Annotated in this window: 24 protein-coding genes and 7 tRNA genes; 14 read left to right on the top strand and 17 right to left on the bottom strand. The window is 41.2% G+C overall.

Going from position 1 to position 26,291, the window contains the following annotated elements:
* Positions 1-81: 81 nt before the first annotated feature.
* Complete coding sequence (locus tag PESP_RS06355; RefSeq protein WP_089347278.1) at positions 82-585, bottom strand: LabA-like NYN domain-containing protein; 504 nt, start codon at positions 583-585, stop codon at positions 82-84.
* A 168-nt stretch (positions 586-753) separates the two neighbouring features.
* Here PESP_RS06355 and PESP_RS06350 point away from each other — a divergent pair, with 168 nt between their 5' ends.
* Both PESP_RS06350 and PESP_RS06345 read left to right on the top strand, forming a co-directional pair.
* Positions 754-1,377 carry a hypothetical protein gene (locus tag PESP_RS06350; RefSeq protein ID WP_089347277.1) on the top strand — a complete coding sequence of 208 codons (624 nt, stop codon included), beginning with the start codon at positions 754-756 and terminating at the stop codon, positions 1,375-1,377.
* Entirely contained in the window at positions 1,377-2,120 is a 744-nt protein-coding gene (locus tag PESP_RS06345) for a DUF3307 domain-containing protein (protein WP_089347276.1), read from the top strand. The genes PESP_RS06350 and PESP_RS06345 overlap by 1 nt, the downstream gene beginning before the upstream one ends.
* A 114-nt stretch (positions 2,121-2,234) precedes the next feature.
* Here the strand turns inward: PESP_RS06345 and PESP_RS06340 are convergent, their stop codons facing one another.
* Positions 2,235-3,623: a DEAD/DEAH box helicase gene (locus PESP_RS06340; protein WP_089347275.1), complete on the bottom strand. Its 1,389-nt coding sequence runs from the start codon at positions 3,621-3,623 to the stop codon at positions 2,235-2,237.
* Positions 3,624-3,760: 137 nt separating this feature from the next.
* On the opposite strand from PESP_RS06340, the gene PESP_RS06335 reads away from it, so the two are divergent.
* Positions 3,761-4,183, top strand: a complete 423-nt coding sequence (locus PESP_RS06335) for a DUF1801 domain-containing protein (RefSeq protein WP_089347274.1) — start codon at positions 3,761-3,763, stop codon at positions 4,181-4,183.
* A 259-nt stretch (positions 4,184-4,442) separates the two neighbouring features.
* On the opposite strand, the gene PESP_RS06330 is transcribed toward PESP_RS06335, so the two are convergent.
* Entirely contained in the window at positions 4,443-5,282 is an 840-nt protein-coding gene (locus tag PESP_RS06330; RefSeq protein WP_089347273.1) for an isopenicillin N synthase family dioxygenase, read from the bottom strand.
* A gap of 265 nt (positions 5,283-5,547) precedes the next feature.
* On the opposite strand from PESP_RS06330, the gene PESP_RS06325 reads away from it, so the two are divergent.
* Positions 5,548-6,750, top strand: coding sequence for a bifunctional alpha/beta hydrolase/OsmC family protein (locus tag PESP_RS06325; RefSeq protein ID WP_089347272.1), 1,203 nt, complete (start codon positions 5,548-5,550; stop codon positions 6,748-6,750).
* Between the two features lie 328 nt (positions 6,751-7,078).
* Here the strand turns inward: PESP_RS06325 and PESP_RS06320 are convergent, their stop codons facing one another.
* Complete coding sequence (locus PESP_RS06320) at positions 7,079-7,822, bottom strand: alpha/beta hydrolase (RefSeq protein ID WP_089349117.1); 744 nt, start codon at positions 7,820-7,822, stop codon at positions 7,079-7,081.
* A gap of 126 nt (positions 7,823-7,948) precedes the next feature.
* Here PESP_RS06320 and PESP_RS06315 point away from each other — a divergent pair, with 126 nt between their 5' ends.
* The gene (locus PESP_RS06315; protein WP_089347271.1) at positions 7,949-8,272 is read left to right on the top strand and encodes a hypothetical protein; all 324 of its coding nucleotides are present in this window, start codon (positions 7,949-7,951) and stop codon (positions 8,270-8,272) included.
* A 65-nt stretch (positions 8,273-8,337) separates the two neighbouring features.
* Here PESP_RS06315 and PESP_RS06310 read toward each other — a convergent pair whose 3' ends face one another.
* From PESP_RS06310 to aspS, 3 genes are all read right to left on the bottom strand, one after another.
* Complete coding sequence (locus tag PESP_RS06310) at positions 8,338-8,934, bottom strand: pentapeptide repeat-containing protein (RefSeq protein ID WP_089347270.1); 597 nt, start codon at positions 8,932-8,934, stop codon at positions 8,338-8,340.
* A 29-nt stretch (positions 8,935-8,963) separates the two neighbouring features.
* A complete protein-coding gene (locus PESP_RS06305) occupies positions 8,964-9,194 on the bottom strand; it encodes a hypothetical protein (RefSeq protein ID WP_089347269.1) in 231 nt (76 codons plus the stop codon).
* Between the two features lie 159 nt (positions 9,195-9,353).
* A complete protein-coding gene (gene aspS, locus PESP_RS06300) occupies positions 9,354-11,132 on the bottom strand; it encodes an aspartate--tRNA ligase (RefSeq protein WP_089347268.1) in 1,779 nt (592 codons plus the stop codon).
* A 247-nt stretch (positions 11,133-11,379) separates the two neighbouring features.
* Between aspS and PESP_RS06295 the strand changes: the two genes are divergently transcribed.
* Positions 11,380-12,228 carry a DUF72 domain-containing protein gene (locus tag PESP_RS06295; protein ID WP_089349116.1) on the top strand — a complete coding sequence of 283 codons (849 nt, stop codon included), beginning with the start codon at positions 11,380-11,382 and terminating at the stop codon, positions 12,226-12,228.
* A 13-nt stretch (positions 12,229-12,241) separates the two neighbouring features.
* Positions 12,242-12,739 (top strand): M48 metallopeptidase family protein, encoded by a 498-nt coding sequence (locus tag PESP_RS06290; RefSeq protein ID WP_089347267.1) that lies wholly within the window; start codon positions 12,242-12,244, stop codon positions 12,737-12,739.
* Positions 12,740-12,889: 150 nt separating this feature from the next.
* Here the strand turns inward: PESP_RS06290 and PESP_RS06285 are convergent, their stop codons facing one another.
* Entirely contained in the window at positions 12,890-13,573 is a 684-nt protein-coding gene (locus tag PESP_RS06285) for a DUF3334 family protein (RefSeq protein WP_089347266.1), read from the bottom strand.
* Between the two features lie 116 nt (positions 13,574-13,689).
* Here PESP_RS06285 and cmoA point away from each other — a divergent pair, with 116 nt between their 5' ends.
* The 5 genes from cmoA to PESP_RS06260 all read left to right on the top strand — a co-directional run bounded on the left by cmoA (position 13,690) and on the right by PESP_RS06260 (position 18,037).
* Positions 13,690-14,415, top strand: coding sequence for a carboxy-S-adenosyl-L-methionine synthase CmoA (gene cmoA, locus PESP_RS06280; protein ID WP_089347265.1), 726 nt, complete (start codon positions 13,690-13,692; stop codon positions 14,413-14,415).
* 12 nt (positions 14,416-14,427) lie between these two features.
* The gene (cmoB, locus tag PESP_RS06275) at positions 14,428-15,396 is read left to right on the top strand and encodes a tRNA 5-methoxyuridine(34)/uridine 5-oxyacetic acid(34) synthase CmoB (protein ID WP_089347264.1); all 969 of its coding nucleotides are present in this window, start codon (positions 14,428-14,430) and stop codon (positions 15,394-15,396) included.
* Positions 15,397-15,577: 181 nt separating this feature from the next.
* Positions 15,578-16,630 carry a phosphoribosylformylglycinamidine cyclo-ligase gene (purM, locus tag PESP_RS06270; protein WP_089347263.1) on the top strand — a complete coding sequence of 351 codons (1,053 nt, stop codon included), beginning with the start codon at positions 15,578-15,580 and terminating at the stop codon, positions 16,628-16,630.
* Positions 16,630-17,277: a phosphoribosylglycinamide formyltransferase gene (gene purN / locus PESP_RS06265; RefSeq protein WP_089347262.1), complete on the top strand. Its 648-nt coding sequence runs from the start codon at positions 16,630-16,632 to the stop codon at positions 17,275-17,277. The genes purM and purN overlap by 1 nt, the downstream gene beginning before the upstream one ends.
* Before the next feature lie 16 nt (positions 17,278-17,293).
* Positions 17,294-18,037 (top strand): DUF3108 domain-containing protein, encoded by a 744-nt coding sequence (locus PESP_RS06260; RefSeq protein WP_089349115.1) that lies wholly within the window; start codon positions 17,294-17,296, stop codon positions 18,035-18,037.
* A gap of 107 nt (positions 18,038-18,144) precedes the next feature.
* Here the strand turns inward: PESP_RS06260 and PESP_RS06255 are convergent, their stop codons facing one another.
* A complete protein-coding gene (locus PESP_RS06255) occupies positions 18,145-18,909 on the bottom strand; it encodes a class II glutamine amidotransferase (RefSeq protein ID WP_089347261.1) in 765 nt (254 codons plus the stop codon).
* A gap of 297 nt (positions 18,910-19,206) precedes the next feature.
* Here PESP_RS06255 and fadE point away from each other — a divergent pair, with 297 nt between their 5' ends.
* Positions 19,207-21,663 (top strand): acyl-CoA dehydrogenase FadE, encoded by a 2,457-nt coding sequence (gene fadE / locus PESP_RS06250; protein WP_089347260.1) that lies wholly within the window; start codon positions 19,207-19,209, stop codon positions 21,661-21,663.
* Positions 21,664-21,931: 268 nt separating this feature from the next.
* Positions 21,932-23,857, top strand: a complete 1,926-nt coding sequence (locus PESP_RS06245) for a S9 family peptidase (protein WP_089347259.1) — start codon at positions 21,932-21,934, stop codon at positions 23,855-23,857.
* A gap of 197 nt (positions 23,858-24,054) precedes the next feature.
* Here PESP_RS06245 and PESP_RS06240 read toward each other — a convergent pair.
* The 8 genes from PESP_RS06240 to PESP_RS06205 all read right to left on the bottom strand — a co-directional run bounded on the left by PESP_RS06240 (position 24,055) and on the right by PESP_RS06205 (position 26,287).
* Positions 24,055-24,131: transfer RNA gene (locus tag PESP_RS06240), tRNA-Asp, on the bottom strand.
* A 53-nt stretch (positions 24,132-24,184) separates the two neighbouring features.
* Positions 24,185-24,261, bottom strand: a tRNA-Asp gene (locus PESP_RS06235).
* A 37-nt stretch (positions 24,262-24,298) separates the two neighbouring features.
* Positions 24,299-24,375: transfer RNA gene (locus tag PESP_RS06230), tRNA-Asp, on the bottom strand.
* Between the two features lie 37 nt (positions 24,376-24,412).
* A tRNA-Asp gene (locus PESP_RS06225) sits at positions 24,413-24,489 on the bottom strand.
* A 30-nt stretch (positions 24,490-24,519) separates the two neighbouring features.
* Positions 24,520-24,596: transfer RNA gene (locus tag PESP_RS06220), tRNA-Asp, on the bottom strand.
* Positions 24,597-24,637: 41 nt separating this feature from the next.
* Positions 24,638-24,714: transfer RNA gene (locus PESP_RS06215), tRNA-Asp, on the bottom strand.
* A gap of 27 nt (positions 24,715-24,741) precedes the next feature.
* Positions 24,742-24,818: transfer RNA gene (locus PESP_RS06210), tRNA-Asp, on the bottom strand.
* A 98-nt stretch (positions 24,819-24,916) separates the two neighbouring features.
* Complete coding sequence (locus PESP_RS06205; RefSeq protein ID WP_089347258.1) at positions 24,917-26,287, bottom strand: TIGR03503 family protein; 1,371 nt, start codon at positions 26,285-26,287, stop codon at positions 24,917-24,919.
* Positions 26,288-26,291: the final 4 nt, after the last annotated feature.

The following is a 26,291-nucleotide window of genomic DNA, read 5'->3' as shown; positions in this document are numbered from 1 at the left end:
TAAATAAAGCCTATATTAACGATATAGGCTCTGTATTAAAAACTCTCAAGTTGCAGGCACTTAGCCTCTCTTTTTTACGCTTTACAGTAGTAAACTATCATCAATTAAATGAAACTGCTCAGCACTTTGTTTAAGCACTTCGGCGGTTAACTTATCGGCGCCGTAAACATCGCATGGTACATTATATTGGTGTTTTAAATGCCCCAATAATAAAGCAAAGTCACCATCGCCAGAGAGTAAAATAACTTTATCGAGGTTTTTACCTTGCTCTAGCATATCTATCGTTATGCCTACGTCCCAATCGCCTTTCGCACTGCCATCACGGCGCTGAATAAAAGGCTTTAGTTTTACTTCAAAACCAATGGCGCGCAAAATGTTTTGAAACTGGTTTTGTTTTTCATCACCACGATGAATTGCATACGCAAAAGCACAATCAATTGTGTATTGCTGTTTCATTTGCGCCCAAAAGGCATTGTAATCAAAATTTTTGCGGTAGCTCTCACGGCACGTGTAATAAATATTTTGTACATCAACAAAAATACCAACACGGGGTTTATTGTTTTGCGGCTCGTTATGTGAAGTCATTTATTTTCCTAAGTGGATAAAGGCAAATGGCCCAATTAACGTTGGCGCCATAAATGAGTGTTCCTTGCAATTATGCTTTAAGTAACCTAAATTGGTTACCTAATTAAATGTAACCAAATTTGGTTACTTAAGCCTATGTAACCTAAATTGGTTACTTATTGGATTTTTATGATTGGTGTGATCAGCGGCGATATCATTAAATCGCAAAAAATACCTAAGCAGCAGTACGATGCCATGCTTTATCAGCTAGAGCAAAGTTTGCGTGCAGTTTGCAGCAAAACAACACTTTGGAATATTTACCGGGGTGATGCATTTCAGCTGCAAATAAACCAAAGTGAAGAAATAATTAAAACCGCGATTTTGATTTACCTGCAATTAAAGTTAGCCGGATATGAGCTTAGGCAAAGCATGGCACTTGGCAGCATTGATAACCCACGCAGTGACATTAAAACCGCAACGGGGTCTGCGTTTGTACTTTCAGGGCAAGGCCTAGATAAAATAACTAACCAGCGCTTTGTTTTTACTATTGCACAGCAAACAGTAGATGAAAGCTTTAGCCTTAACCTCGCTTTTGCTGATACCTTGCTAAGCAAAATAACGCAAAAGCAGGCCAACGCTTTGTATGTGTATTTAACACACACAGATAACAGCCACGCAGCTCTTGCTAAAGAGCTAAATACGAGCCGCGAAAACGTCACTAAGCTGCTTAACTTAGCCAATTACCAGCTAATAGAGCGCTTTATAGTTCACAGCGAGCAGGTTATAAAAACGATAATAAAAGGAGTTATATAATGGCATTTTCGTTATTGCTCGTGGCGCTTATTATTGGCCATCTTCTCGCTGACTTTTACTGGCAACCTATGAGCTGGGTAAACGATAGAAACACCCGCCACTTTAAAGCTAAAAAGCTCTACTTGCATGTGCTTGTTCATGGCATTACGAGCGCTATAATTCTTACCGCTTGGGAATATACATTTGGTTGGCAGCAACTAAGTACTGTGTTATTTGCCACAGCTGTAATTATGCTTAGCCATTACTTTATTGATATTGCTAAGTCGTATTCTAATAAAGGGGTTGTGCCGTTTTTACTCGACCAAATAGCGCATATAGCCGTAATAATAACGCTGTGCATTTATATAACCGATAACCAAAGTTTAATGGCACATGTAAGCGCACTTGCCACAAACCCTAAAGTACTTTGGGTTGTGTGTGGTTATTTAACTATATTAAGCCCCACTGCGGTATTTATAAGAATGATGCTAGAGAGGCTCACCGCTAACTTTTCAAGCGAGGGCAGCTTACCATTGGCTGGGCAAAGCATTGGTATGTTAGAGCGTGTATTAATGCTGAGCTTTATTTTGCTAGATCAGTTTGCTGGGGTTGGCTTTTTGCTCGCTGCAAAGTCGGTATTTAGGTTTGGTGATTTAAGTGCCAGTAAAGATAAAAAGCTCACTGAATACGTAATGCTAGGCACCTTATTAAGTGTAAGCGTTACTTTATTTGTAGGTTTAGCCGTTAATTATTTAATTAGATAAGTGTAAATTATAGGTAATAAAAAACGCGCTACTTCTATTAACTAAAATGAAGTCAGCGCGTTTTTTTAATACAAAAAAGCTCAATTACATATTATTGCAAATTGATATTGCTAATTAATCGTTATTATTTGGACGGCGCTGGCCATTACCACCAACCGATTGGCGTTTTGCCCACGGGTTTTGTGCATTATCGTCTGTTTTAGCTGCTGGCTTTTTAGACCCACCACGACGAGGACCTGTACCATTACCACCATTGTTAGGCTTTTTGCTATTAGGCTTATCAGACTTTGGCTTATTAAACGGCTGCTTTGCCTTTTTAGGCTTTTTAGGTTTAATTGGGCGAGCATCTAATGCACGCTCTGGTACTGGGCTATTTGGTTCAAAACCCTCTTCCTCAGCACGTGGAATAAGCTCACCAATAAAGCGCTCAATGCCGTATAAGTCGGCGGCATCATCGACTGTTACAAACGAAATAGCATGTCCCGATGCACCAGCACGGCCTGTACGGCCAATACGGTGTACGTAATCTTCATATACATTTGGTAAATCGTAGTTAACAACGTGCGGAAGCTCAACAATATCAAGGCCACGTGCCACAATATCAGTCGCTACTAGCACGCGTACTTCACCACTTTTAAAGCCATCTAATGCTTTAACACGAGCGCCTTGTGATTTATTACCATGGATAGCTGCGCCTACTATGTCGTCGCGCTCAAGTTGTTTAACTAAACGGTTAGCACCGTGTTTAGTGCGGCTAAAAACTAAAACTTGTTGCCAATCGTTACTGCGAATCAAGTGGCTTAATAATGCTGTTTTTCTCGATTTATCAACCGCATACACACTTTGCGTAACGCTTTTAGCTGTGGTGTTTTTTGCCGCTACTGATATTTCCACAGGGTCGTTTATCAACCCTTTTGCTAAAGCACGAATATCATCTGAAAATGTTGCCGAAAACATCAGGTTTTGACGCTTAGGCGGCATTTTTGCAATTAGGCGTTTAATGTCGTGAATAAAGCCCATATCGAGCATGCGGTCAGCTTCATCAAGTACGAGTACTTCAACGTTATCAAACTTAACTGCGTTTTGATTATGTAAATCAATTAAACGCCCAGGGGTTGCCACTAAAATATCAACCCCTTTACGTAGGCGCTGCATTTGTGGGTTAATTTTAATGCCGCCATACACTACAAACGAGCTAACATTTGAATGCTTAGCGTACTCTTCAACGTTTTCGCTTACTTGCAGTGCAAGCTCACGAGTTGGCGCTAAAATAAGCGCGCGTACATGATTACTTTTTGCTTTACTGCCTTTAGATAAAAGCTCAATAAGCGGTAACGTAAAACCTGCGGTTTTACCAGTACCTGTTTGCGCAGCCGCCATTACATCGCGACGTTCAATAATTGCAGGAATTGCTTGAGCCTGAATAGGCGTTGGCGTTTCATAGCCCTTTTCTAAAACCGCATTAACTAAAGACTGTGATAAACCTAAACCATCAAAACTCATAAAATCTCTCAATAAAATAGAGGCCAAACCGGCCAAGGCCGCATTATACGCAACTAACTTAGAAATGCATGGAAATATTCACTTAGCTAATTCCGTGCTAACCTTAAAAATAGCTAATAACAATACAAATCAACGCTATGACATTAAAAACTAAAGCTAACCTGCTAACACTTGCTCAATGCCTAAAGAGTATAGATTCAAAGCGTATTGAAGATACACAAACCTTACTAACCCTGTTTGAAAAAGTCACAGGGGCTAAGCCTGTTGTATGGGGTAAAGACATTATAGGGTTTGACCAATACAGCTATAAGTACGACTCAGGCCGCACAGGCGAGTGGCCAATCACGGGGTTCTCACCGCGCAAAACTAAGCTTTCTATTTATATTATGCCAGGCTTTGAGCACCCCAAAATAGCGGCATTATTAAATCAGCTTGGTAAACATAGCCTAGGTAAAAGCTGTTTGTACGTGACAAAATTGGAAAATATCGATTTAGCTATACTTGAGCAAATAATTACTGAGTCGGTTTTAATAATGAAGCAAACTTACCCCAAAAATTAATACTGGCCTGCTTAATTAAGTGATTAATTTTGAGGCTGGAAAAACGTATTGAAAGCTTAGCAAAAAATTGGCTATTTAGTTGTTCTCGACAATTACTCTGCATTCATGCAGTCATAAATGAGAATTTTAAACGCAGATAGCGACACGCTTAGCTCCGCAGAATAATTAAGTATTATTGCGAATTGTTTTAAGCAAGGTTATAACAACAAAAGCGGCTAAAAGCCGCTTTTGGTTTATATTTAACTTAATAAATATAACGTTATTTAACACCTAGCTCGCGTAAGCGCTCTTGTAGGTAGCTATCTGCAGTGTAACGCTCAGAAAGCACAACATCAGGACGCGGGTGTAAAAATAGTGGCAACGAAATACGCGATTTAGTCGACGCTTTACCCGTTGGGTTAATTACACGGTGAATAGTCGATGGAAAATAACCACCCGACGCTTCTTGTAGCATGTCACCAATATTAATAATTAAACTGCCAAAATCACAAGGTACGTCTAACCAACCGCCATCTGTTTTTTGAACTTGTAAACCAGGCTCGTTTGACGCCGGTAATACAGTTAATAAGTTAATGTCACCGTGTGCAGCCGCGCGAATAGCACCTGGCTCTTCGTCACCCGTCATTGGTGGGTAATGCAAAATACGTAGCAATGTTTGCTCAGAATCAGCAATCATATCTTTTAAATCAATAGAAAACTTAGCACGTACATCAGCAGGAGCTTCTGCTTGAACCCAGCTTAAAAGCGTTGCTGCAAATTCGTTAGCTAAGCGGTAGTACTCACGTACATCAGCTTCAAGCTCTGCAGGTACACGGCCTTTAGGGTAAACATGAAAGTACTCTTTAATGTCTTTTATTGTAAAGCCTTTCGCTACTTCAGACACTGAAGGCGGAAAATAACCGTCTTGTGTTTCTTTAGAAAATAAAAAGTTGTGCTTTTGCTCTGAGTTAAAAAAGTCTTGCCAATTTTTATAAATAGACTCAACTAAAGATTGCGGGATTGGGTGGTTTTTTAACACACCAAAACCTGTGTTTCTTAACGATTCAACAAAGTGAGCAGCCGCATCGGGAGCTTTATAATCAACAGTAGGTAATTGCATTGTACGTTCCAGTGAATAGGTTGTAAGAACAGGGCTGCTTTAAATATAGCTAATATGCCAAGATAGAGTAGCAAAGCCTTAATTATAGCGCTGTGCGAGGATAGACAAACCACCTAAAAAACATAAGGACAAATGTCCGCAAGATGAATTAGTGAACAACTTACTTGATCGAGATCAAATCATAAAAAACATTGAAATTGCACTAATTAGTGCTTATATCTGGTCTATCATTGTAACGATTGTAATTGTGACATAAGGCGCCACCATGCGACAAAAAGTATCTTTTAAAAGCGGCAATTTAGAACTGGCCGGCCAACTCGAACGCCCTGCCGGCGATGTGAAATTTTTTGCTTTATTTGCCCACTGCTTTACCTGTGGTAAAGATATTGCGGCCGCAACACGTATAAGCCGTGCCCTTACGCAACAGGGTATTGCAGTGCTGCGTTTTGACTTTACCGGCCTTGGTAACAGCGACGGCGACTTTGCTAACAGTAACTTTTCATCCAACATTCAAGATTTAATTGCCGCAGCTGATCACCTGCGTGACAATTTTGAAGCTCCACAATTATTAATTGGCCACAGCCTTGGCGGCGCAGCGGTATTAGCTGCAGCAGAGCATATTCCTGAAATATCAGCGATTACAACTATTGGTGCGCCATCAGATGCGCAGCACGTCGCTCACAATTTTGAGGCACATTTAGATGAAATTAACGCCGCAGGCGAGGCTAAAGTGAGCTTAGCCGGTCGTGAATTTACTATTAAAAAGCAATTTATAGACGACATAGCAAAATACGATAAAAGCCATATTAGTAAACTAAAACGCGCCCTGTTAGTTATGCACTCGCCAATTGACGCCACAGTAAATATTTCTGAAGCCGAAAAAATTTACAGCAGTGCTAAGCACCCTAAAAGCTTTATTAGCCTAGATAACGCCGATCACCTACTTAGCAATAAAAACGATGCTGATTACGCCGCTACCATGATTGCAAACTGGGCTACCCGCTATGTTAATTACGACAAAACAGCGTACAGTGCAAAATTAGAAAACGGGAAAGTATTAGTTGAAGAAAAAGACCATATTTTTACTCAGCACGTAAGTACAAAAGATCATACTTGGCTTGCCGATGAGCCTTTAAAAGTGGGTGGTAATAACTTAGGCCCCGATCCGTACGATCACATACTGGCAGGCCTTGGCGCCTGTACCTCAATGACACTGCGTATGTACGCAAGTTTAAAAAAGCTGCCACTTGATCATATAAAAGTAGAGCTTGAACACACGCGTGACTACTATCAAGATTGCGACAATGGTGAATGCACTCAAAATATTGAGGCAATAACTCGTAAAATTACCCTACGCGGCGATTTAACCGAAGCACAGCGTAAACGCCTGCTAGAAATAGCCGATAAATGCCCCGTGCATAAAACCCTGCATAACAGCCCACTTGTAGTAAGTGAATTAGTTGAGTAACTAAAACAAAATAGCGCAGCCATGGCTGCGCTATTTACTAGGGCCTGTTTACCTTTCGAGGTTGAATTTGCAGCAGTCTGTTTGGTATTTAGGCAAGGCAGAGCCTATGTAGTGTGGTTGTTCCCCATAAATAGGCGATAACGACGTATAAATGCCAAACAGGCGCTGCCAAAGGGTTCCGCCTAGGGGCCATTTACTCTTTGTTACTCGGTTTTTACTTAGCCCACTAGGTTACAAACCTCGCGCCGTGATTAAATGGCCCCTAGATTGAACAAATTATAACCCTGAAAGGTCAACAGGCCCTGAAATAAAGCTCTGCAAATTTTGGTTAATTTAAAAAAGCCGTCATCTCATTACTCATTCTCTCCACCAGCCACGTTGGCCCGGAGTCGTACATATCGTTATGGCGCGATTTTTCAATCATTACTTGGCTAACCGGAAACACTTTAAGCTCTGTATCGTTTAATAACACGTTAGCGTCGGCTGGGTAATCACTACCGCGAAGTGTAAGCACGCGTATGTTTTTATTACGTGGGATCAACATACGACGGTGATCAAGTGTAATTACTTGGTTTACTTCTGCTGAATAAATTGAAGCGTATAAAGCTGATATATCACCGCCGTTAGAGTGCCCAAACAAAGTGAGTTTAGTAAAATCATACTCGGGGTATTGCGTACTTAGCTGATTAACTAAAAACTTAAGTGTTACTACACCGCGGTGCCAGTTTTCCATGCGGGTGGTTAAGTATGGCTGCATACGATTAAGTGCAGGATCGGTTTTAAGTTCATGTGCTACTGCAATGCTTAAATAACCGTGTGCGTTAAACAGCTTACTCGCAAACGTGTATTCATTGTGGCTAATACCGTAGCCCGCATTTACAAATGCTACAGGGCACTTTACCTGCTCGCTGCATTTATCACTGTTATTTGGAAGTGTGATATTGATAGGTATGGTTCGATTGCGGCTTTGATCTACTATTACACCGTCTTGTGCAAAGCTAAATGGTGAAATTAAACCCGCACTTAGGCTAAGTACGCTTAATGTTAGTAACTTTTTTATTGTTTTATGCATGTTTAAAATTATATAAATTATTGTTTTTAAATAAAAATAACTTTTACTATAAAGGTTAGCGCGCGCCATTGCTAATGTATGCGATAATACGCGTATTATTCTTAGTTAATTTAGAAAAGTACCCCCATGAAATCATACAGCACCATTGAACAACGTATCGACATTTTGCAAAGTCGAATAGAAACCTACAAAGAAGAAATCGCCGTGTTACAGGCCGAGCCTAAAAGTAATAACGAGCGTATTATTTTTAAATTTATTGAAACGGGCAGCACAGGTAAAACAAAAGACTTTGTTCGTGAGTTAGGTATTAAGTCGCCGCGCGATAGCTTATATTCATCAGGTGATGTAACTAAGCTAATTAAAGACGGCGCTGATGACATCACCCCTGCACTGCTTGAAATTGCCCGCACACTTGCAAGCGCACGTAACAAAAATGGCCCTAGCTGTTAATTAAAGAGCTACTGGTCACTAAATTATTTAGAAGCTCTTAATTTGCAGCTTCTAAATAACTTAAATTAGTCACACAGTTCTATATTAAGGCTTGTAAGCAAGTTAAGTGCTTCAAAGCGCTCAAACTTAGCGCCTGCTAATACATTATTATTTAAATCAATATTAAACTCAGTTGCGCCTACAAAATCACACTTAGTTAAATTGGTTTGAAAAAACTCGCTATCGCGAAAGTCTGTCCCAGTAAATTTACTTTGCTTTAAATCGGCATGCCTAAAATCAACGTTTTTTGCAAAGCAGTGAATTAATTTAAGTGATTTTAAAGTTAACTCAAAAAATGAGCTGTTACTGAGCTCACAACTATTAAAGCTTACTGTCGCATTTATACTTAGCGCTCCCCAATCTGCATCGCCCCATTGCACGCTGTTTAGTTTACAATGGCTAAAGCTTACATTTTCAAGCGAGCTGTAACCCCACTTAATTGACGACAAGTTACAATTTTTAAAGTTGCACTGTATAAATCGACATGTTTTAAAATGAGCCTGAGATAAGTCACATTCTATAAACGTGCACTCTTCAAATTCTGTGTTTTTAATTACTTGCCCTGCTAGCTGCAAAGTACTAAATTGTTGGTCGTAATAATGGTTATGATTGGAAATGGGCACGGTGACTACTTGCCTGTAATTTAAATGGCTTAGAGAGCACAAGGGTTGGCTTTAGGTAAATCTTGTTTAAGGGCAAGCAACGCTATATAAATTAAACCAAATAGCGGAAACAATGCCAAACAACCACCTACAAAAGCTAAAGTACCCGGCATGGTGCTTTTTCGTTTTCCTATTTTGTAACTAACGAACGCAAAAATAGGAATGCACAACATAACAAAAAAAGCTAAAAACTCACCAAGCAACGTTAAAGTAAACGACATAAGAATTCCTTTTCAAAGTGCTAAATACCAATTCGCTTAATTAAATATCAAGGTTAATTAGTACAAATAGTAAACTAACTATAATTTAACTATAAAAAAACCCTTAAGCAATAACTTAGGGGTTTTTAAATTTAGCTAAAAGCAAATAAGCTAAGCAAATTACTCTTCGCTAGGAATTGCTTTTTCTACTACGTTAATAGCAAGCTCAGTAAGCGAGTCGCTGTTAGCTTTGCTTGGCGCGTTAGTTAATAAACATGACGCTTGAGTTGTTTTAGGGAAAGCAATAACGTCACGAATGTTATCTGTACCACATAAAAGCATTACTAGGCGGTCAAGGCCAAATGCTAAACCAGCATGTGGCGGTGTGCCGTATTTAAGGGCATCGAGTAAAAAGCCAAACTTGTCTTGTTGCTCTTGCGCATCAATACCTAAAATTCTAAATGCGGCTTCTTGCATATCTGCATTGTGAATACGTACCGAACCACCACCTACTTCGTAACCGTTTAATACCATGTCGTAGGCATCTGAAATAGCCGCCGCTGGGTTTGCTTCAAGCTCTTCAGCGCTGATATCTTTTGGTGCGGTGAATGGGTGATGCACAGCATGTAACGTGCCTTCGTCATCTTCTTCAAACATTGGGAAGTCAACAACCCAAAGTGGCGCCCAGCTATCAAGGTTAGTGATTTCTAAATCAACACCAATCTTCAAGCGAAGTGCGCCCATAGCTTCGTTTACAACGTTGCGTTTATCAGCACCGAATAAAATAATATCGCCCGTTTGTGCGTTAGTACGCTCAAGTAACTGGGTAATTACTTCTTCGTTTAAAAACTTAGCCACTGGAGATTGAACGCCTTCGGCACCTGCATCACGGTCGTTTACTTTCATCCACGCCATGCCTTTAGCGCCGTAAATACCAATAAACTTAGTGTAATCGTCAAGTTGTTTACGCGAAAGCTTAGCGCCACCTGGTACTGTTAATACAGCAACACGGCCTTTTTCGTCGTTAGCTGGACCTGAAAAAACGTTAAACTCTACATCTTTTACTAAATCTGCAACATCAACTAATTTCATTGGGTTACGTAAGTCTGGCTTATCAGAACCGTACAGGCTCATTGCCTCGCTGTATGGCATAATTGGGAATTCGCCTAAATCAACGTTTAGTAGCGATTGCCACATATCCGTAATCATTTTTTCGGTCATAGCACGTACTTGATCAGAGCTCATGAACGAGGTTTCTAAATCTATTTGCGTAAATTCAGGTTGGCGATCGGCACGTAAATCTTCATCACGGAAACATTTAACGATTTGGTAGTAACGGTCAAAACCCGACATCATCAACAATTGCTTAAACAACTGTGGCGACTGCGGTAAAGCGTAAAAGCTACCTTTATGAACACGGCTTGGCACTAAGTAATCGCGCGCGCCTTCTGGTGTTGCTTTTGTAAGTACAGGTGTTTCAATGTCTAAAAAGCCATTTTCATCTAAAAAGCGACGAACAAAGCTGCTTGCTTTAGCACGTAGTTTAATACGGTCGCTCATTTCAAGGCGGCGAAGGTCTAAGTAACGGTACTTTAAACGACGTTCTTCAGAGTTTGTTTGGTTAAAATCAAGTGGCAGCGGTTCAGAGCGGTTAATAATAGTAAGTTCAGTACCTAAAATTTCTACTTCGCCTGTTGCCATGTCTTTATTTACTTGGCTATCTGGACGCGCACGTACAACCCCTTTTAACTGAACACAAAATTCTTGGCGAAGTTTGTTAGCTGTATCCATCAGTCCTTCAACTTCTGGATCGAATACAACTTGTACTAAACCTTCTCTATCGCGTAAATCGACAAAGATAAGTCCACCAAGGTCACGTCGTTTGTTGATCCAGCCACATAGTTCAACTTCTTGATCTACGTGAGTTTTATTTAGCTGTCCGCAGTATATAGAGCGCATAGTTTTCCTGTCAGATAAAAGGCTTAACGGTTACATTTATTTGTTTTAAAGCGCGTGGGTAAAAAAATTCAGCCACCACATTGTAAATAACGCCGCTAGCAATCTAAAAATATTCAAATTAAGCCCTGCATTATACCCAAGTAGTATTAAGATGCTAGGGCGTGTACGGCTTTTACCCCTGAATTTACAGCAGCCCGTTTTGTTATTTGCTACACTGGCGCCACAAAGTCATTTACCCGTTATTTTTATGTTATATATTGGATGCCCTCAGTGGTCGAGTAACGCCTGGAAAGGCAATTTATTTTCAAGCCAATGTAAAAATGCCGACATGCTAAGCCAATACGCGCAGCATTTTAATTCGGTTGAGGGCAACACCAGCTTTTACGCCGACCCGTCGCCAAGCACAATACTGCGCTGGGCACAAAGCGTACCTGACGATTTTAAATTTACGTTTAAGTTTCATCGTCGTTTTAGCCACGAGCTTGCCCTTAGTAATGTACAAACAGAGCTTACCGATTGGCTTACGTTATTTGCTCCATTACTTGAAAAAACAGGGCAAATAATGCTGCAATTACCTAAAGCATTTGGCCCAAACGACTTACCTAAGCTCGCCCAGTTTATTAGCTTACTCCCCAAGGAGCTAAATTACGGGGTGGAAGTACGCCATACTGAGTTTTTTAAAAAAGGTGAGGCCGAAGTAGCACTTAATCAACTACTAATAGCAAATAATATAAACCGTATTGCTATGGATACGCGGGCGCTTTTTGCAGTCAAACCAACCACCGAGGCGTTAATAGACGCACAAAAAAAAAAGCCGCACTTACCTGTACATGCAATAGCGACCGGCTCACAGCCTATGGCGCGTTTTGTAATAGCCGATTTACATAACGACTACCAAACCTTTTATAAGCCGTGGCTTAGTAAAGTAAAACAATGGCTTGATGAGGGTAAAACACCGTATGTGTTTTTTCATACCGCCGATAACCGAGAATCGCCATTACTTGCTAGGCAATTTTGCAAAGACCTAGGGTATAATCACCCAGTATTAAATCCATTCAGCGGCGAAAAAGAAGCCCACCAGCCTACGCTTTTTTAAATAGAGAATAAAAATGAGTGAATACGCACGTTACTTTACCGGCTACCCAGCCAATATTGTTGAGCAAGTATTAAGCCTAATAAATAACAATAAGGTATGTGACTACTTACTTAAAAAGTACCCGCAACCGCATACTATAACCACTGATAAACTACTTTATAGCTACGCCACTGATTTAAAAAAACAGTATTTAAAAAACGCCCCACCGTTTGGCCGCGCTGCATTTAAAAAACAAGGTGATATGGTCACCAATGCATTGGGTACTCACACCTACCGCATGCAAGGTAAAACCCGTAAGCACGATTTAGCCATAAACAGCGATTTATTGCGCGCTCCCGAGCCTTTATTAAAAGCATTAGTAGTACACGAGCTCGCGCATTTTAAAGAAAAAGATCATAACAAAGGTTTTTATAAACTGTGCTGCCACATGGAGCCGAGTTACCACCAATTAGAATTGGACTTGCGAATTTTTTGTGTGGTGATAGCGATGGGAGAGAATCCGTATAGTTAAGCAATCTGCAAAATATAAATACAACCTAACTTGTAAAGAAAACCCTAAAAAATAAAAACGCGATATCAAATCGCGTTTTAGGTAAGTTTTCTACTGATCGCTGATAGCTAAAAGCACGTTGGGTTTCGCTTCGCTCTACCCAACCTGCGGTTACAGCCCTAGTTCAGCCATAAAGTCGTCATCGGCATCGTCTTGCTTTGTCTCGCTTGCCTTTTCTTTTTGTGCTTTTTGCTTAGCTTCGTTTTCGATAATATCGTCTGGGTCTATGGCTTCTACAATGTCGAAGTCGTGTAGTTTAATAAACTCCGTTTTATCCATTGCCAACTCTAGATAAAAGATGTTTTGGTTACGCGTAGTAAAGGTTACGCGGCGTGCTTGTGGGCGATCCATTGTGGTATCTACCGATATTTGCACTTGTTTGTTGATTGCCATCATTTTTGGCTGGTTTTGTGTAATAGAGGTATGTAATTGCTCGCGCACTTTAGAGGTGAAGTCGCCTACAATTTGGTTCATCAGTTCGCCCATTACATTTGAAACGTCGTCTGATAAATGGCTGTGCGCTATTTCTTCTTCTGGCATGCCCATGTTACGCATGTAGTCGCCATAAATCTCCATTGCGGCTTGCGCAGTAAAGTTGGTTACAACCAGCCCTGTAAAGCCACCATCAAATAATACAAAACAACCAATATCCGGTCGCATACAGGTGCGGGTTATTTTTTGCACCATGGCGGAGTAGCTTATTTCGTTACCACTGGCTGATGAAAGGACACCCGTCACTGAATGACAAAGCGTTGCTAATATATCGTCTGTGCTAATTACCTTACTTTTGCTCATTTAACGTTCTCTTTTATACTTATTATTCATAATTCTAGCCAAGCTACTGAATTTATCACTGACTATCCAGCATAAAATGTTAAAATAGTGCCATTATTTTTAAAGAGACTGCCTTCGTGACCATAAAAGACAGTATTTACGCCTCTGAGCAACAAGTAAAAGATTTTAGCTTTGACCAAAACGTGGTTGAGGTTTTTCCGGATATGATACAACGCTCGGTCCCAGGTTATGCAACTATTGTAAGTACCATGGGTAAACTAGCTGGCGAATACGCACAAAGTAATTCAAACCTGTACGACTTAGGGTGCTCGCTAGGTGCAGTAACATTAAGTATGCGCCGTAATATTCGCACCGATAACTGCCACATTATTGCAGTAGATAACTCGCAAGCCATGGTTGAGCGTTGTAAGGTGCATTTACAAGGTTTTAAATCGGACGTACCGGTAACAGTTACCCTTGGTGATATTAACGAATTGGAAATTCAAAATGCATCGGTTGTGGCAATGAACTTTACGCTGCAATTTATACCCCATGCTCAGCGCCAAGCTGTACTTGAAAAAATATACGCTAATTTAAAGCCCGGTGGCGTACTGTTACTTAGCGAAAAAATTAAAGCCGAAAACGAGCAATGCGATAACCTATTAATTGATTTGCACCACGACTTTAAACGTCACAATGGCTACTCAGAGCTTGAAATAAGCCAAAAGCGCACTGCTATTGAAAACGTAATGCGCCCCGATACGCTCAGCACGCACTTTAATCGTTTAAGCGATATTGGCTTTAGCCAAACGCAGGTGTGGTATCAATGTTTTAATTTTTGCTCAATGGTAGCAATTAAATAAAAAGAGTAATTTATGTCTCAATGGTTTAACCAATTTTACGCTGCAATTGCACAAAGCCCACTAAGCCACTGGCTAGAAACCCTCCCTGCTCAATTAAAACATTGGCAGTTAGAGGCAAGCCATGGTGATTTACCAAAATGGCAAAAAGTACTTAAAAATCTGCCAGAAGTAAAAACAACCCACGTTGATATTGCCACTAAAGTAGAAATTGGCGCGCCTGGAGAAATGAGCGAAGGCGAGCAAAAACAAGCAACGCATTTACTAAAGCGCATGATGCCTTGGCGAAAAGGGCCGTTTAGTGTGCATGGTATTGAAATAAACACCGAATGGCGCAGTGATTGGAAATGGGACAGGCTCCTTCCTCATATTGAGCCATTAAAAGGCCGCACTGTGTTAGATATTGGTTGTGGCTCTGGCTATCATTTATGGCGTATGCGCGGAGAAGGCGCTGAGTTTGTAGTGGGTATTGACCCGTCTGATTTATTTTTATGTCAGTTTCAGGCTATTAAACACTACAACCCAGATGAAAACGTACATTTATTACCGCTAGGTGTAGAAGCCCTACCAGAGCTTAAAGCCTTTGATACGGTGTTTTCGATGGGCGTACTTTATCATCGTCGCTCGCCAATTGATTTTTTAGCGCAGTTAAAAGCGCAGCTTCGCCCAGGTGGCGAGTTAGTGCTAGAAACCTTAGTTATTGAAGGCGACGAAAATACAGTACTTGTACCTACCGACCGCTACGCAAAAATGCGCAATGTGTGGTTTATTCCAAGTACTGCTGCATTAAAACTTTGGATGGAGCGCGTTGGCTTTAAAGATGTACAAATAAAAGATTGTGCAATTACTACGCTTGATGAACAACGCAGGACCGACTGGATGGAAAACGAATCGTTAGTTGATTTTTTAGACCCAAGCGATACAAGTAAAACCATTGAAGGTTATCCCGCTCCACTTCGAGCAATATTAACCGCTAAAGCATAAATAACTAAAAAGCACCCACGGGTGCTTTTTTTGTGCAGTAAATAAACGAATAGCGGACAAGTGTCCTTGTTAATTATTTCAAAACTATATTTGAGCTAGCCGCGCAGTTGCAATTGTTGTAAAATACGCGCGTTTCTAAGCTATCGAAAAGCAACCCCAAGCAATTATTTGAGGAAAACCTGTGAGCGAACAAAAACAGTCATTAAGCTACAAAGACGCGGGCGTAGATATCGACGCTGGTAATGCACTTGTTGAGCGTATTAAAGGCGTAGTTAAAAAAACGCGTCGTCCAGAAGTTATGGGCGGAATTGGTGGTTTTGGCGCTCTTTGCGAGATTCCAGAAGGTTACAAACAGCCAGTACTTGTTGCAGGCACTGATGGTGTAGGTACTAAACTACGTTTAGCCATCGACTTAAAAAAACACGACACTGTAGGTATTGATTTAGTTGCAATGTGTGTAAACGATTTAATTGTACAAGGCGCTGAACCCCTGTTTTTTCTAGATTACTACGCAACGGGTAAACTAGACATAGACACAGCAGCCGATGTAGTAACTGGTATTGGTAAAGGCTGTGAGATTTCTGGCTGTGCCCTAATTGGTGGCGAAACAGCAGAAATGCCAGGTATGTATGATGGTGAAGACTACGACATGGCAGGCTTTTGTACCGGTGTGGTAGAAAAATCTAAAATTATTGATGGCACCAAAGTAGCAGCCGGCGATCAGCTTATTGCGCTTGCATCTAGCGGCCCTCATTCAAATGGCTTTTCTTTAATTCGTAAAGTACTTGAAGTATCAAACGCCGATACTAACCAAGTAATTGACGGTAAAACATTAGGCGAGCACTTATTAGAGCCTACACGTATTTACGTTAAACCTTTACTTGAGTTATTTAAGCAAGTTGACGTGCATGCCCTTTCGCACATTACTGGCGGCGGCTTTTGGGAAAATATTCCTCGCGTATTACCAGACTCTGCAAAAGCAGTAGTTAAAGGTGATAGCTGGCAGTGGCCTACCGTTTTTAACTGGTTACAAGAAAACGGCAACATTACTACCCACGAAATGTACCGTACATTTAACTGTGGTGTAGGCATGGTATTAGTAGTACCAGCCGATGCGCTTGAGCAAAGCTTATCAATATTAAAAGATTTAGGCGAAAACGCATGGCACCTAGGTGAAATACATGACGCGGCGCCTGGCGAAGAGCAAGTAGATATTGTAGGTGGTGCTAAGTAATGGCACCCATTCGCTTAGTGGTATTAATATCGGGTAGTGGTTCTAATTTACAAGCCATTATTGATGCCTGCGAGCGCGGCGAAATAAACGGACACATAGCGGCTGTAATAAGTAATAAAGCAGACGCTTACGGCCTTGAACGTGCAAAACAGGCAGGTATTGCTACAAAAGTGCTCAGTCATAAAGATTTTGACTCGCGCGAGGCCTATGATGCGCAATTAATGAACGTTATCGACTCTTTTATGCCGAATCTAGTTGTATTAGCTGGGTTTATGCGTATTCTTACTCCTAGCTTAGTGCAAAAATATGTTGGAAAAATGTTGAACATTCATCCATCTTTGTTGCCTAAGTATCAGGGGCTGAATACCCACCAAAGAGCAATTGATGCAAAAGACGATGTTCATGGCGTAAGTGTTCACTTTGTAACTGAAGAATTAGACGGCGGTCCGGTTATTCTTCAGGCGCAAATACCTGTACTCAAGGATGATACAGCAGAGACATTAGCAAAACGCGTGCACGAGCAAGAGCATATAATTTATCCTTTGGTGGTCAAATGGTTCAGTGAACAACGACTTACTATGGAAGCAGATTATGCAGTTCTTGACGAAAAACAACTTCCTGCACACGGCGCGCACTACCCACAATAAAAAAATAAGTGCCCTGCTGTTATGTGTGGGCGCTTTACTTCCTACTAGCCTAATTGCAGGCGAGCTAACCCAGTATCAAGCAAGCTATGATATTTTACGCAAAGGTAAAAATCATGGTGAGGCCGTACGCGAACTTAAAAAAGTCGGCGAGCAAACTTATCAACTTACTTATCACAGTAATATTGAATGGATGATTTTTTCAGATAAACGTGAAGAAACATCTGTGTTTACTTATTTAGACGACAAAGTAACGCCACACCATTACAACATGGTGCGCACAGGCACAGGCCCAGATAAAGATTACAAAATAGATTTTGATACGCAAAATAAAGTAGTAACAAGCAGCACCAGTAAATACCCGCTTAAATGTGAGTGGACTGATGAATTTCAAGACGCTATTTCGTACCAAGTACAAGTACGTGAAGGCTTACGAAAAGGCGAAACAACTTTCTCATTTCCGCTGGTAGATAAAAAAGGCAATCGTCGCGATTACAACTTTGAAGTGACAGGCACTGAAATGATATCGCTGCCAATTGGTAATATTGAAGCTATTAAAGTAAAACGCTTATACGATAACGATAAACGCCAAGCACTTGCGTGGTTTGCCCCAGAAATGGACTACATGTTAGTACGCATGTGGAAAGGTGAAAAGGGCGTTGAGCAGTTTGAAGTACAAATGAACTCGTTTACCGTGACACAACCTGTGTCTACGCCAGCTTCATCTACAGAGAATACCGAAGCGAGTGCAGAAGCACCCTAACCTCTCTCTACCAATATTTAGTTAATACTAATTAGTGTGACTAGGTACTAAACATAAAAAACGCGATTTTATAATCGCGTTTTTTTGTTTGCCCTAAAAAGCGCGTATTAAATTAGCTCACCCATTTTAAATAACGCAAATTCACCCGGCTGCATTTTTTGCCAGCGCTCGTCGTTAGTGAGTGGCCTTGTAGCGATTACGGTTACTACATCATTTGGGGTAGTTTCTTCGTTAAAATCAACCACCATATCAGCATCAATTAATGTTGCTTTACCAAATGGCGCACGACGCGTTATGTAATGTAAGTTATTAGTACAATACGCTAAAACATAAACGCCATCGGTAAGTAGCATATTAAACACACCCTTTTCACGCAGCGTGTGCGAAAGCTTAGCGGCGTATCTAAAAACAGAGGCCATATTTGAGGGGCGTTTTGGGTATTTTTCGCGAATTTTATCCAGCAACCAACAAAATGCCAGCTCGCTGTCGGTGTTGCCCACTGGGCGGTAATACTCTGGTTTTAAGTCGTGATAGTTAGAAAGCTGACCGTTGTGTGCATAGGTGATTTCGCGGCCCCAAAGTTCCCGTGTAAACGGGTGGGTGTTTTCAAGGCACACTCGACCACGATTACCTTGACGTATATGGCTAATTACCGAAACGCTTTTAATTGGGTACGCTTTTACTAATTTAGCAATTTCTGATTGGTAACTTGGCTCAGGATCTTTAAAGGTTCTACAGCCTTTACCTTCATAAAAGGTAATGCCCCAACCATCTTTATGCGGGCCGGTATTACCGCCGCGCTCTAAAAGCCCTGAAAAACTAAAACAAATATCGGTAGGTACGTTGGCTGACATGCCAAGTAATTCACACATTAATAAACTAACCCTTAAAAAATACGTATAAATAGTGCCAAACTGTGCTGTGCACTACATCTGACATACTTACTTAAAAAAACTTTTTTGGCTAGCTGATTTACTGATTTTTAGCGCTTAAATATAACTAATTATTGAATTAAACCCAGCGGCAATGCATGCTCGTTCCTTATAAAGGTAACATATAAATTAATAACTGCTATTTTGACTATAATTTTACACTGTAATGTACTTGAAACTTACGCTTACTAACGCTACTCTAACTGAGGTGGTCTGACCTCTATTAAGGAATAAGCAATGACACTCATATTTACACTCGGTTTAATCGCACTGCTAAGCATCGCGATTTACCACAGAGCGAGTTGGAACACAGCACTTGGTGTTTCTGCCGCAACTTTATTAATTGGTACCTTTGCGGGTGCTTTTGGTTTAATTAGCTGGTTGATCTTTTTGATCATCGCGGTACCTCTTTCTGTTACTGGCATTCGTCAGCAATATATAATCAAGCCTATTTTTACTACCTTTAAAAAAGTAACGCCAAGCATGTCTGACACTGAAAAGTCAGCAATCGATGCTGGTACTACGTGGTGGGAAGCTGATTTATTTTGTGGTAACCCAGATTGGAAAAAACTACACCAGTACCCTGTGCCTAAACTTACTATTGAAGAGCAAGCCTTTATTGATGGGCCTGTAGAAGTAGTATGTAGCATGCTAGATGATTGGGAAGCAACACACGAGCTTACCGATTTACCGCAAGATGTATGGCAATATCTAAAAGATAATAAATTCTTTGCCATGATCATCAAAAAAGAATATGGCGGTTTAGAGTTTTCTGCGTTTGCACAATCTTGTGTACTACAAAAGCTAACCAGTAAATCAACACTGCTTTCTTCGATTGTAGGTGTACCAAACTCGTTAGGCCCGGGTGAATTACTACAACACTACGGTACTGAAGATCAGAAAAATCATTACTTACCACGTTTGGCTCAAGGCCAAGAAATTCCTTGTTTTGCATTAACTTCGCCAGAGGCTGGGTCTGATGCAAGCTCAATTCCTGATTACGGTGTTGTGTGTAAAGGACAATGGAACGGCGAAGAAGTGGTTGGTATTAGCCTTACATGGAACAAGCGTTACATTACCCTTGCGCCTGTGGCCACTGTACTTGGCCTTGCATTTAAACTGCAAGATCCAGACGGTTTATTAAGCGATGTTAAAGAGCCGGGCATTACCTGTGCACTTATTCCAACTAACACACCAGGTGTTGAGATTGGTCGTCGTCACTTTCCGCTTAACGTACCATTTCAAAATGGCCCTACTCGCGGTAAAGATATATTTGTACCACTTGATTACATTATTGGCGGACCAGAAATGGCCGGTCAAGGCTGGCGCATGCTGGTTGAATGTTTATCGGTTGGTCGTGCAATCACATTGCCGTCAAATTCTGCCGGTGGCATTAAAACCATTGCAGTAGCAACAGGTGCATACAGCCGTATTCGTCGTCAGTTCCGCTTACCAATTGGTAAAATGGAAGGTGTTGAAGAGTCATTAGCAAAACTTGCTGGTTACGCTTACAGCTCTGATGCAGCGGTTAGCATGTCTACCGGCGCGGTAGATTTAGGTGAAAAGCCTTCGGTTGTATCAGCTATTATTAAATACCACCTAACCGAGCAAATGCGCGAGTCGACCATTCATGCAATGGACGTACTTGGCGGTAAAGGGATTATGCTTGGGCCAAATAACTATTTAGGCCGTGGCTATCAAGGTGCCCCTATTGCTATTACAGTAGAAGGTGCCAACATCTTGACCCGTAATATGATTATTTATGGTCAAGGTGCAATTCGTTGTCATCCATTTGTACTTACAGAGCTTGGTGCCTGTGAAATTGAAGACCGCGAAGAAGCGCTTAACGTATTTGATAAAGCGCTAATGGGCCACATTGGCTTTACTATGTCGAACCTTGTACGTACTAAGTGGCTTGCCCTTACAGGTGCACGTTTTACTAGCGTACCTTACAAAGACGACACAGCAGAGTTTTACCGTATAGCGTCACGCTTTAGTGCATCACTTGCGCTTATGTCTGACATTAGCATGGCAGTATTTGGTGGTTCTCTTAAACGTAAAGAGCGTATTTCAGCACGTTTAGGTGACTTACTAAGCTACTTATACTTAGTGTCTGCAACGCTTAAACGTTATAACGACGAAGGCCGTAAACAAGAAGATTTAGCCCTAGTAAAATGGAGCTGTCAGGATCACCTTTACCACTGCCAACGCGCCCTTGCTGATTTAATTAATAACATGCCATCTGCTCCACTACGTGGCGTATTAAAAGTTTTGTTATTCCCATTTGGTCGTCCGGTTCGTAAACCTACCGACAAACTTGAGCATAAACTAGCACAACTACTACAAGTACCAAGCGAAACGCGTAATCGTTTAGCAAGCTATGTTTACTTAAAAGACGAGCCACTTAACCTTGTAGGCCGTCAAGAGCAAACACTTAAAGATGTACTGGCTGTAGAGCCGTTATTTGAAAGAGTATGTAAAGAAAAAGGCGTTAAACTGCCATTCTTCCAACTTGATAAAGTAGCGCAAATGGGCCTTGAAGCTGGCATATTAAGCCAAGCAGAAGCTGACAAGTTAGCTGCTGTAGAAAAAGCTCGTTTAGATGTGATTAACGTAGATGACTTTGACCCAGCTGATTTACTGGCAGGCAAAGCCGCACGTAAAAGCGAAGAAACAAAAGCAGATGCAGCTTAATTAACCAAGCTAAGCATGTGAATAGTAAAAGCCAGCGCCCTAGCGCTGGCTTTTTTGTACTCAATTTAACGTACCTAGCGCAATCGCTTTTAGCTCATTCAGTATTTTTAAATTATAAAACCTACCAAAACTTTAAAAGCTTACCAATTACTTATCTAATACACGCTTTGTAACACTTTATTAAGCCTTGAATAAGCTCCAGTGCTTGCGTTTAAAAAACGTTCGAGCAACACTCGCATACGCTAACAACAATTCAAGGACTGTATTAATGAACAAAAAACTTAAGTTTGGCGCACTAGCATGTGCAATTACACTTACACTCGCTGGCTGTAGCCAATCGAGCAATACAACACATGTTATTGCTGAGCAAAACTCACCAGCACAAACTATAAAAACCTACAGTGCCAAAACTTTTTTTGATACTACATCCATAATGGGCAGTAGTTTTTCACCAAGTGGTGATAAAGTTTTAGTCAGTAGCGATGAAAGCGGTATTTACAGTTTATACGAAGTCGATGTGAAAACCGGCAGTAAAACGCGCTTAACCAATTTTGAAGACAGTACCTACCCAGTTCGCTATTTTCCTAATGACGAGCGCGTATTATTTACCAAAGATTCAGGCGGTAATGAGCGCTACCATGTTTACGTGCGTGAAGTTGACGGTTCAATCAAAGATTTAACCCCTGGCGATGAAACCCGTGCTGGATTTGCAGGTTTTACAAAAGATGGTAGCCAATTTTTTATCACCAGCAATCAGCGTGATGCCAAATTTATGGATTTATATCGCGTAGATAGTAAAACCTATGAAGTTTCGCCTGTTTATAAAAATGAACAGGGATTGGATGTAGGTGCTATAAGCCCTGATGGACGCTTTATTGCCTTATCTAAAAATAATACAAACAAAGACAGTGATACATACATTCTCGATACTTATAAAAAAACACTTAAACCGCAACTAATATCTAAGCACGACACCCCTGCACAATATACGCCTGACACCTTCTCTGCTGATGGTAAATATTTATACTACTCTACAGACGCAAAAGGTCAGTTTTCTCAAGTGTGGCGCTATGAATTAGCCACAGACAAACATACACCGGCTTTAGAAGATGAGTGGGACGTAACCTTTATCTATTTTTCTAAATCTGGCCGCTACCAAGTAAGTGGTGTCAATGCAGACGCGAGTACAAAAGTCACTGTGCAAGACACTAAAACAGGTAAAAACATTACCATGCCAAAGCTACCTGCAGGTAATTTGCGCAGTGTAAACTTCTCTAGTGATGAAAAAACGATGGCGTTTTATTTAAACTCTGATACTTCACCAAGCAATTTATTTGTTTGGCAAGTGGGTACTAATAACGCTAAGCAGCTAACCAACACACTAAGTAAAGATATAGAGCAAAGCGACTTAGTAGAGAGCACTATCGTTCGCTTTAAAAGCTTTGATGGCTTAGAAGTTCCAGGCGTGTTGTATAAACCTAAACAAGCTAGCAGCACCAATAAAGTACCTGCGCTGGTGTGGGTGCATGGTGGCCCTGGTGGACAAAGCCGTACTGGTTACAGGGCAATGCTACAACATTTAGTTAATCATGGTTATGCTGTTTTTGCCGTTAATAACCGGGGTAGCTCAGGGTATGGCAAAACATTTTTTCATTTGGATGATAAAAAGCACGGCACTGACGACTTACAAGATATTGTTTACGGAAAAAAGCACCTGCAGAGTTTAGATTGGGTTGATGTAGATAAAATCGGCATCATAGGCGGCAGCTACGGCGGATTTATGACCGCTGCAGCCCTTGCTTTTGAGCCGGAAGAATTCAAAGTCGGTATTAATATTTTTGGGGTTACTAACTGGGTAAGAACGCTTAACTCAATTCCACCATGGTGGGAGACTTTTAAAAAGGCCTTATACGATGAAATGGGCGACCCTGCAACAGATGGCGAACGTCATCGTGCTATATCGCCACTATTTCACGCTAAAAACATTACAAAGCCTTTAATGGTAATACAAGGCGCTAATGATCCGCGCGTTTTACAAGTTGAAAGCGATGAACTCGTAGCCGCAGTCAAAGCCAATGGCGTTCCAGTAGAGTATGTTTTATTTGAAGATGAAGGCCACGGTTTTACTAAAAAAGAAAATCGCATTAGTGCATCCAATGCCTATTTAAACTTTTTAGACACTTACTTAAAGTAGTTACCTGTTTAACTAAATTAAATTAGTTTATGAATAAATGGCCTGTGCTTAAATTTAAGAGTGCAGGCTTTTTTTTGATAGCTGATAGCTGATAGCTGATAGCTGATAGCTGATAGCTGATAGCTGATAGCCAAAGCATGTTTTATTCAAAATTTTATACAAGGATTTTATAAGCTTGTTATTGAGGAAATAACAAGTGGCGGAGTGGACGGGACTCGAACCCGCGACCCCCGGCGTGACAGGCCGGTATTCTAACCAACTGAACTACCACTCCGCAGTGGTATGTGCATGGGGTAATGCACTTACTAATTTTGTTACGATATCAAATGGCGGAGTGGACGGGACTCGAACCCGCGACCCCCGGCGTGACAGGCCGGTATTCTAACCAACTGAACTACCACTCCGCAGAGATATCATATTACTTGTCATTACTAAATTTGTTGGCGGAGTGGACGGGACTCGAACCCGCGACCCCCGGCGTGACAGGCCGGTATTCTAACCAACTGAACTACCACTCCAGCATACAAATTTTGTAACATAACAGTGTTTAAATAGTGGCGGAGTGGACGGGACTCGAACCCGCGACCCCCGGCGTGACAGGCCGGTATTCTAACCAACTGAACTACCACTCCAGCGCATATTTAAACTGTTATTTTTCTTATTGGCGGAGTGGACGGGACTCGAACCCGCGACCCCCGGCGTGACAGGCCGGTATTCTAACCAACTGAACTACCACTCCATAATAAGAATATGTTTTACAACCATATGTTGTGTAAGCGTTGGCGGAGTGGACGGGACTCGAACCCGCGACCCCCGGCGTGACAGGCCGGTATTCTAACCAACTGAACTACCACTCCAGCTTATACTTACAAATTTTCGAAAATTGGCGGAGTGGACGGGACTCGAACCCGCGACCCCCGGCGTGACAGGCCGGTATTCTAACCAACTGAACTACCACTCCGCATTTTCGTTTCTGCTTAGGTCTCCCTTTGCAGCGGCGTGAATAATACGAATCAGCCCCTACTTCGTCAAGGGCTTTTTTGTTTTTTTACAGGTTTTTTAGTCATCTGACATCGAAAGGTTTAAAATTTCACCTGATTTATCACTTTTTGAGCCATTTTGGCCGACTTGATTTTTATCTGTGTTGGCAACTTCGTCATCAGCTGCTTTCTTTTTCTTTAAAAAAGGCAGCGGAACTTTAAATTTGATCGGCTTTTTCTGTACAAAAATGCGAATTGCTAACCACCCTACCAATAAAATAAATAAATTACAGCCCACTATTAAGCTAACTAATGTAGAAGTGGCCATTTTTTCTTCAACAGGTTCGCTTTCAATCGCTTGGTTTTGATCAATAAGCGTTGCGGGATCAATTTCAGGCACTGCTTCAATTGGTCTTTCTATTTCAAATTTGTAGGTGGGGATTGTTGCCATGAACTCACGGCCATTTATATTAGTACCAAAAACAGACAGTTCAACGCTGTATCTTCCCCAATCATAGTTTTTGATTGCAAGCTGGCGTGTGTCACTGGCTTGTGCATCAATGGTAAACATCTGCTCTTCATTATTAGGGTAGTAAATTTTACCCTGCACAATAACCGTTTCTGGTTTAACAATGCTGCTATCTATACTAATAGTTAGTTGGTGCTCATCGGTATCAAGCTCTGCTAGGGTTATATCGCTCTTAAAGGGTGGCTCGTGAACGATGATGCTATCTTGTACTATACGACGTTGTAAAAGCGGTGTGGCTACGTAAAGCTCGGGTGTCCACTGCCCGGCCGGAAAATCTAATTTAAATTCGCCAGTAAATACACCATCTTTTGGCCTTTCATCAAAACCGCGGCCATCATCTTTAAATTCGGCAACTTCTTGCGTACCTGCTCCAAAGTTTGCATAACTTTCGTCGTTAGTACTTACAAAGTCTACATTAAGGCTTACTACATCTCTAAATAGGTCGGCGTTAATGGGCTCGCCATCATTTAAAATTTCACCGGTTATTTTGATAGTCTCGCCCCTAAAAAGCATAGGCGGTAATGTCTGAGCCTTTAAAGACACCTCGCCAAGCACAACTATTCTGCTTTTAGGTAAAATGCTGCCAATAACTTGCCAAGGCCCCGCCATTGGGTTTTTAATGGTGATAAGGTCGTAACTTATTTCGTCAAACCAATCTAAATTAGGGTTTTTTACCGCTTCTGTAGCAAAGTACTTGCTGCCATCGGGCCTTACTAAAATAACGGCAGGGGTGCCAGGCTTTCTAAAAAATAATAGCGTTATTTCATCTAATTGGCTGTCTATACGAAAACGGTTATCAAGTAGTGGAATTTCATTTTGATGGCCATCACGCTTAAGCATTTCTACCTGCTTAACCGCATTAGCGCTGGTGCTCAAAAGCGTAGCAGCACAAAGTGCACTTACAAAATACATCGTTTTCATACTG

The organism is Pseudoalteromonas espejiana DSM 9414, from assembly GCF_002221525.1.
GTDB lineage: Bacteria > Pseudomonadota > Gammaproteobacteria > Enterobacterales > Alteromonadaceae > Pseudoalteromonas > Pseudoalteromonas espejiana.
The sequence above is the reverse complement of the archived record's forward strand: the minus strand, read 5'-3'. Positions and strand labels throughout refer to the sequence as shown.